The organism is Cupriavidus sp. GW821-FHT07C08 (assembly GCF_059419025.1).
The window spans coordinates 37,578-43,687 of the sequence record NZ_JBWKQZ010000048.1; the positions used below are offsets into that span (position 1 = coordinate 37,578).

A 6,110-nucleotide genomic window follows, 5' to 3' on the forward strand; every position below is an offset into this window, starting at 1 on the left:
GGAAATCCCATGTCCAAGGTCCAGCTCCACACCAACCAGGGTGTCATCACCATTGAACTCGACGCCGAAAAGGCCCCGAAGTCGGTCGAGAACTTCCTGTCGTACGTGCGCAAGGGCCACTACGACAACACCATCTTCCACCGCGTGATCAAGAACTTCATGGTCCAGGGCGGCGGCTTCGAGCCCGGCATGAAGCAAAAGGGCACCGACGCCCCGATCGAGAACGAAGCCGGCAACGGCCTGAAGAATGACCGCTACACCGTGGCCATGGCGCGCACCAACGCCCCGCACTCGGCCACCGCGCAGTTCTTCATCAACGTGGTCGACAACGACTTCCTGAACTTCTCGTCGCCCACGCCGCAGGGCTTCGGCTATGCCGTGTTCGGCAAGGTGGTGGAAGGCACCGACGTGGTCGACCAGATCAAGGCCGTGCGCACCGGCAGCTCGGGCTTCCACCAGGACGTGCCGCTGGAAGACGTGGTGATCGAGAAGGCCGTCATCGTCGAGTAAGCCGATGCCTGCCGATTGCGGTTCCGCGCGCATCCACGTGCCGGCATTCCCCCTCCGACACCGCGCATGACCGCAATCCCCCACACGCCGGTGGCCGGTCCCTTCGAGGCACAGGCGCCGGCGTGGTTCATTTCAGACCTGCACCTGACGCCCGGCATGCCCCGCACGCTGGCGGCCTTCGAGCGCACGCTCGAGCGCGCCGCGCTGCACGCGCGCACGCTGTTCATCCTGGGCGACTTCTTTGAATTCTGGATCGGCGACGAAGAAACCGACTCGCCCTTCGCGCAACGCGTGACCGGCGCCCTGCGCGCACTGGCCGCGCGCGGCGTGGCCGTGTACCTGATGCACGGCAACCGGGACTTCCTGCTGGGCAAGCGCTTCGCCAGCGCGGCCGGTGCCAGCCTGCTGCCCGACCCCACCGTGATCCACTGTGCCGGCCAGCGCGTGGTGCTGAGCCACGGCGACATGCTGTGCATCGACGACGAACGCTATAACCGCTTCCGCCGCTGGACCCGCAAGGGCTGGGTGCAACGCGTGTTCCTGGCGCTGCCGCTGAGCGCGCGTCTGTCGATCGCCCGCAAGCTGCGGGCAGACAGTGAAGGCAATCGCGCCAGGCAGTTGAGCGCAGGGGCGTCCGTACCGGTGATCTATGGGGATGTGGCGCCCGCCGCCGCGGCCGAGTTGCTCGGCGCCGCCGGTGCATCGCTGCTGGTGCATGGACACACGCACCGCCCGGCACGGCATGAAGACGCCGCCGGCGTGCGCTGGGTGCTCACTGACTGGGACCTGGACGGCGCCCATCCGCGCGCCGCGGTGCTGCAACTGGATCGCGACGGCTTCCGCCTGTTGCCGCAGACGGACTGAGCGGCAGCGCCCGCCCAGTCCCTTCCCCGCTCACTTCATCAGCCTGCGCAGTTCGCTCGCATCGAAGGGATCGTTCGGCGTGTTCTCCAGGTGTTCGCCAAGCCGGTCGAGCGCGGCCAGCACCGCCTCGATGCGGTCGTGCTGGCGCCCCGCATTGTCGATCAGGCTCTTGAGCGCCAGCGACACCGGATCGTCCGCATTGGGCGTGATGCCGTAGGCCGAGAACTCCTGCTTGGCACCCTGCTGCGCCGATGGCGCATCCGGCAGGATGATGCGGGCCGGGATGCCCACGGCGGTCGCGCCCGGCGGCACCGGCTTGAGCACCACCGCGTTGGAGCCCACACGCGCGCCGTCGCCCACCACGAATCCGCCCAGCACCTTGGCGCCCGCGCTCACCACCACGTTGGCGCCCAGCGTGGGGTGCCGCTTCTGGCCCTTGTACAGCGAGGTGCCGCCCAGCGTCACGCCCTGGTAGATGGTGCAGTCATCGCCGATCTCGGCGGTCTCGCCGATCACCACGCCCATGCCGTGGTCGATGAATACGCGCCGGCCCAGCCTGACCGCCGGATGGATTTCGATGCCGGTCAAAAACCGCGCCCAGTGCGAGATCCAGCGCCCCAGCCAGTGCAAGCCCGCGTTCCAGCATCCATGCGCAAAGCGGTGGAACACCACGGCATGCAGGCCGGGGTAGCAGGTCAGCACTTCCAGGCGGCTGCGCGCGGCGGGATCGCGCAGCATGATGGTGTCGATATCTTCCTTCAGGCGAGAGAACATCTTGGTCGTGTCGTGTTGCCGCGCCGTGCGCCGCGCCACGCGGGCTGGTGCCCGGGGCAGGGTCGCCGGCGAGGTCAGTGGCCGGTGGGGACGGGATCAGGGAGTGTAAGTGATTTGCCGGGCCCGCTTGGGGTACCGGTGTTTGGCCCCTGATCCGTCAGGGACATTGCGGCGATGCTGCGATCAACATCGCCCGGGCCTGCGCAAACCCGCAGCCGCGGGACGACAGCACGCGCGCTTGCCGCGCGTGCCTGCATCGCCCTGCATCGAATCGCTCCGGTTTGCTGCCACTGTCCTTGCTCCTGTCACCGGTCCTTGTTCGGGCCCGGCTGGTTCTGCGCGGCGATCAGCATATGCTTGGCGATGCCGCGCAGGATATTCACTTCCTCGCGCTCCAGGCCGCTGCGTGCCAGCAGCCGGCGCAGCCGGGTCATCAGCCTGCGCGGGTTGGACGGATCGAGAAAGCCGATTGCCTCCAGGCCCGTCTGCAGATGGCCGAACATGGCCTCGACCTGCTCGGCCGTGGCCGGCTCACCAGCATAGCCGATATTGGCGCCGGCGTCCGGGGCCGCCTCCAGCAGCGCCAGCCGCATCTCGTAGGCGATGAGCTGCACCGCCTGCGCCAGGTTGAGCGAGGTATAGGCGGGATTGGCGGGGATATGGGTGACGGCGCTGCAGCGCTCGACCACTTCATTGGGCAGGCCATAGCGCTCGTTGCCGAACACGAAGGCAACGCCGCCGCTGCCGGACAGCGTCTGGCGCGCGCGTTCCGCGGCCGCGCGCGGCAGCAGCCGCGGCGGGCCGAATTCGCGGTGGCGCGCGGTCATTGCCACGGTCAGCGCGGCGCCGGCCAGCGCCGCGTCGATCTGGTCGACGATGAGCGCGCCCGCCAGCACATCGTCGGCGCCGCTGGCCATGGCGATGGCGTCGGGGTGCCGCAGCACATCCGGCTCGCGTGGCGAGACCAGCACCAGGCTGCCGAAGCCCATGGTCTTGACCGCGCGCGCCACCGAGCCCACGTTGCCCGGGTGGCTGGTTTCGACCAGCACGAAGCGCACGCGGCCGAAGGCGTCGCCGCCGGTGTCGCCGCTGTTGCCATCGGCAGCGGGCTGGCTCGTATCAATTGCCGGGTTCATATACAATTCGGGGTTCTTCTTTGGCGCGGCGCCAGGTTTTTGCTTGCTCGCGAGACTCTCGCGACACATTTGCAGCAGAACCGGCGACGCCCGACGTTCTTCTACAATCCGTTGTGTTGTCAGCTGCCCATGAGCGGGCGTGCGGCGCTTTTGCGCCCCGCCGCGTCGTCGTGGCCGGCCTGGAGAGATTCATGCATCCGATGCTCAATATCGCCATCAAGGCGGCCCGCAAGGCGGGATCCATCATCAACCGCGCGTCGCTCGACGTCGATCTGGTGCGCGTCTCGCGCAAGCAACACAACGATTTTGTCACCGAGGTGGACCGCGCCGCCGAAGCCGCGGTCATCGAGATCCTGCGCACGGCCTACCCGGAACACGGCATTCTAGCGGAAGAATCCGGCCAGTCCTGGGCCGAGGGCGAAGACTCCCACGAGTACACCTGGGTCATCGACCCGCTGGACGGCACCACCAACTTCATCCACGGCTTCCCGCAATACGCGGTCTCGATCGCCCAGCTGCACCGCGGCACGCCCGTGCAGGCCGTGGTCTACGACCCGACCCGCGACGAGCTGTTCACCGCCAGCAAGGGCGCCGGCGCCTTCCTGAACAACCGCCGCATCCGCGTCACGCGCCGCGACAAGCTGGCCGACTGCCTGATCGGCACCGGCTTCCCGTTCCGCGATCTGGAAGGCCTGGACGAATACATGGAATTGTTCGCGCTGATGACGCGCAGCTGCGCCGGCCTGCGCCGCCCGGGCGCCGCCGCGCTGGACCTGGCCTATGTGGCCTGCGGCCGCCTGGACGGCTTCTTCGAGCGCGGCCTGCAGCCGTGGGACATGGCTGCAGGCATGCTGCTGATCACCGAATCGGGCGGCCTGGTCGGCAACTACGCCGGCGAGCCGCGCCAGATGGAACAGGGCGAAGTGCTGGCCGGCAACCCCAAGGCGTTCGCCCAGATGGTGCGCCTGCTGTCGCCGTTCTCGCTGGACAACGCCAAGCCCGCCGCCTGATACCGGCACATGGCCTGACGGCCAGATCAGCCATACCCCGACGCCCGCCGCACCCCGGCGGGCGTTTTGCATGGTGCGCCCCGCCCGCCGCTGCGCCCTGCACTGCAGACCTTTCTCATTCCCCAGACGGCCATGATCCTCGTCAAGGCCGCCCCACCCTGCCCTCCCCAAAATGAAACCATGCGCCACGCCCCGTGCGCGCGGATCCAGCAGGAGAGCCAGCATGTTTCCCGAATACCGCGACCAGATCACCACCCTGAAGACGCAGGACGCCCGCTTCGCGCGCCTGTTCCACCGCCACAACGCGCTGGACCAGGAAATCCACAACATGGAGTCGGGGCTGGTGCCGGCCTCCACCTTCGAGATCGAGCGGCTGAAGAAAGAGAAGCTCCTGCTCAAGGACCAGCTCTACGCGATCCTGCGCAACACCGCAGCCTGACGGAGGACCGCAGATGACCGATCGCGACACCATCCCGTCCTCCCACACCACCACCCCGCCACGTGCCCGCGCCACGGCCAGGGGCGACGTGCTGCCAACCAACTCGCCGCTTTCAGCCCAGCGCAATGAAGTCGACAGCGCCGTCGACGCCGCGGTGCAGCTGGCGGCCAGCAGCATGCAGGACATCCTGGCCAGCCGCGCCGGCCACGGCGCCGACATGCTCGACGCCATGCGCACGCTGCTTGACGGCCTGGCGCCCGACGAGGCCGCGCAGTTGCGCAGCCTGATCCTCGAAGGCGATCCCGCCACGTGGCAGGCCGGCCGCAAGCGCCATCCGGACGACGAGCTGTCCGCGGGCTGGCGCGAAGGCGCGTACCCGTACCAGAACCTGATGTCGCGGCGCAATTACGAGAAGCAGAAGTACCGCCTGCAGGTGGAGCTGCTCAAGTTCCAGGCCTGGGTGCGCGAGACCGGCCAGCGCGTGGTGATCGTGTTCGAAGGCCGCGACGCCGCCGGCAAGGGCGGCAACATCAAACGCTTCATGGAACACATGAACCCGCGCGGCGCGCGCGTGGTTGCGCTGGAAAAACCCACCGAGGCCGAGCGCGGGCAATGGTACTTCCAGCGCTATGTGCAGCACCTGCCGTCGGCCGGCGAGATCGTGCTGTTCGACCGCTCCTGGTACAACCGCGCCGGCGTGGAGCACGTGATGGGCTTCTGCTCGCAGCGCGAATACCAGGACTTCCTGCAGCAGGCGCCGGACTTCGAGCGGCATCTGGTGCGCAGCGGCATCCACCTGTTCAAGTTCTGGTTCTCGGTCAGCCAAAAGGAACAGCGCCGGCGCTTTCGCGAGCGCGAGATCCACCCGCTCAAGCAATGGAAGCTGAGCCCGGTCGACGTTGCCTCGCTGGACAAATGGGACGACTACACCGAGGCCAAGGAGGCAATGTTCGCCCACACCGACACCGCCGATGCGCCGTGGACCGTAATCCGCTCGGACTGCAAGAAGCGCGCGCGCCTCAATGCGCTGCGCTCCATCCTGTCGCGCTTCCCCTACGGCAACCGGGACACCACCGCCATCGGGCAGCCCGATCCGCTGATCGTGGGACGCGCGCTGGCCAACTGAACTCGCCCCCTACTCCCGCATTTCTTCCGTTTTCCCTTTACCGAGGCCCCTATGTTCAAGCACATCCTGCTGCCCGTCGACGGTTCCGAGCTGTCCCACATGGCCGTGTCCGCCGCCATCCAGTTTGCCCGCACCGCCGCGGCGCGCCTGACGCCCTACATGTGCGTGGAGACCTACCGTTCCGTCAGACTTGCTCATTCCTGCTCAAGCAGGAACAAAGCTGACTTCCTGTTTCGCCGAGGCCGGTTTCA

At 67.7% G+C, this 6,110-nt stretch carries 8 protein-coding genes; 6 read left to right on the plus strand and 2 right to left on the minus strand.

Features of this window, described 5'->3' with window-relative positions:
• The first annotated feature begins 9 nt into the window (after positions 1 to 9).
• Both AC07UK_RS36745 and AC07UK_RS36750 read left to right on the plus strand, forming a co-directional pair.
• Positions 10 to 510, plus strand: a complete 501-nt coding sequence (locus AC07UK_RS36745; protein WP_340521180.1) for a peptidylprolyl isomerase — start codon at positions 10 to 12, stop codon at positions 508 to 510.
• Between the two features lie 66 nt (positions 511 to 576).
• Positions 577 to 1,374, plus strand: a complete 798-nt coding sequence (locus AC07UK_RS36750) for a UDP-2,3-diacylglucosamine diphosphatase (RefSeq protein WP_436221242.1) — start codon at positions 577 to 579, stop codon at positions 1,372 to 1,374.
• 30 nt (positions 1,375 to 1,404) lie between these two features.
• Here AC07UK_RS36750 and cysE read toward each other — a convergent pair whose 3' ends face one another.
• Complete coding sequence (gene cysE, locus AC07UK_RS36755) at positions 1,405 to 2,148, minus strand: serine O-acetyltransferase (RefSeq protein ID WP_436221241.1); 744 nt, start codon at positions 2,146 to 2,148, stop codon at positions 1,405 to 1,407.
• Between the two features lie 305 nt (positions 2,149 to 2,453).
• Positions 2,454 to 3,284: an RNA methyltransferase gene (locus AC07UK_RS36760; protein ID WP_494687988.1), complete on the minus strand. Its 831-nt coding sequence runs from the start codon at positions 3,282 to 3,284 to the stop codon at positions 2,454 to 2,456.
• A 191-nt stretch (positions 3,285 to 3,475) separates the two neighbouring features.
• Between AC07UK_RS36760 and AC07UK_RS36765 the strand changes: the two genes are divergently transcribed.
• The 4 genes from AC07UK_RS36765 to AC07UK_RS36780 all read left to right on the plus strand — a co-directional run.
• Positions 3,476 to 4,294: an inositol monophosphatase family protein gene (locus AC07UK_RS36765; protein WP_035825162.1), complete on the plus strand. Its 819-nt coding sequence runs from the start codon at positions 3,476 to 3,478 to the stop codon at positions 4,292 to 4,294.
• Between the two features lie 223 nt (positions 4,295 to 4,517).
• Complete coding sequence (locus AC07UK_RS36770; protein WP_010808971.1) at positions 4,518 to 4,733, plus strand: HP1242/YdcH family protein; 216 nt, start codon at positions 4,518 to 4,520, stop codon at positions 4,731 to 4,733.
• A gap of 13 nt (positions 4,734 to 4,746) precedes the next feature.
• The gene (gene ppk2, locus AC07UK_RS36775) at positions 4,747 to 5,859 is read left to right on the plus strand and encodes a polyphosphate kinase 2 (RefSeq protein WP_436221238.1); all 1,113 of its coding nucleotides are present in this window, start codon (positions 4,747 to 4,749) and stop codon (positions 5,857 to 5,859) included.
• 51 nt (positions 5,860 to 5,910) lie between these two features.
• Positions 5,911 to 6,110: universal stress protein (locus AC07UK_RS36780; RefSeq protein ID WP_494687987.1), on the plus strand; the 200-nt coding region annotated here is incomplete at its 3' end.